Here is a 1,105-nt window from a genome sequence, read left to right as displayed (position 1 = left end):
TATGACCTTACCGCAGAAGGACATTCCAAGGCTATGGTCATTGATAGTGACTTCAAGATGACGAGTCGGCATGAACTTACGTTCCTTGAAGTAGATATAGAGCGTCAATGGTGGCGTTTCCGCCTGCGTGAGTTATCAAATAAGTTAGTGAAATATGATGACGCTACTGTGGCTCAGATTATTGAGGCAACAAATGAGATTAGTGCTATCTATGAAGAATTGGACTTCTGGGTCAGCGACCACGGGATTCTTCGTAAGATTAATAATAGGGATCAAGTCTATTCCAAGTGGGAGAAGGTTCGTGAGTATCTTACCTATAAATATCCAATGAGCTCGTATGAGATTATCCTTGCAAAGGAGAAGGAACTTGCCAATGAGCCATTGTTTATGAACAATATTCGCTATATGCACTTCATCTATGCTTATTTTCTTCAGTTCGGAAAATATATGAGCGAAGAACGCTTTAAGCATCGTGACATAGACCGCTTCGGCTCTTGCATCCCGATAGAACTTGCTTGTACGTACAAAACAAGTAAGGGTGTTATGTTTGACGGTAAGACCGACCGCCACTTTAAGGGAGAAATGATTTACGATGGAGAGTCTGTTGGTAAGATTCTTAAGAACGTTGATGCAAAAGGCTCAAACATGGACTATCAGATGCGTGCAGACTTTCATAATGACGGCGAGGTATTGGAAGAAGCCAATCTCAGCCTGAGTGAGACAGTCGGCAAGGATTATTCTTTGTACACTCACCTTCATCTAAAACTTCACGAAGATGGCGAATGAACAGTATCTGACAGAAGCTCATTATCTGACTTGCTCCAAGGGCGCAAAGCCTGTACGCGTGAGTGTAGACAGCCAGAAGAGTATTAAATTCAGCGGGGCATTGGCAGCAACGAGTAAAGATATTCAAAGGAAGGCTAATTTTGTGGTTCTTCCGTTAAATGCGTAGATGCCTATCATGCAATGCATATAGTCTTAATGTGAAGTATTCCTCATTTCTGAATCCGTATATCTGTCTTTTCAGAACCTTTATTTTATTGTTAATGCCTTCAATTGTTCCATTTGTTATACAATGGTCGTACCATGCTAATATGTATGTCTT

Annotated in this window: 3 protein-coding genes; 2 read left to right on the top strand and 1 reads right to left on the bottom strand. The window is 41.1% G+C overall.

What is annotated here, in order from left to right; genetic code table 11:
• Both CHB62_RS14510 and CHB62_RS15040 read left to right on the top strand, forming a co-directional pair.
• A partial coding sequence (locus CHB62_RS14510) for a hypothetical protein (protein ID WP_089367371.1) occupies positions 1-786 on the top strand: 786 nt, incomplete at its 5' end.
• Positions 776-952: a hypothetical protein gene (locus CHB62_RS15040; protein ID WP_158296839.1), complete on the top strand. Its 177-nt coding sequence runs from the start codon at positions 776-778 to the stop codon at positions 950-952. The genes CHB62_RS14510 and CHB62_RS15040, both read left to right, overlap by 11 nt.
• Here CHB62_RS15040 and CHB62_RS14505 read toward each other — a convergent pair.
• Positions 941-1,105, bottom strand: a 165-nt coding sequence (locus tag CHB62_RS14505; RefSeq protein WP_254919389.1) for a transposase, incomplete at its 5' end; no start/stop codon positions are given. The two genes, CHB62_RS15040 and CHB62_RS14505, sit on opposite strands and share 12 nt — an antisense overlap.

It is taken from the genome of Prevotella jejuni (assembly GCF_900187995.1).
Classification (GTDB): domain Bacteria; phylum Bacteroidota; class Bacteroidia; order Bacteroidales; family Bacteroidaceae; genus Prevotella; species Prevotella jejuni.
This window is presented reverse-complemented; position numbering and strand designations above follow the sequence as displayed.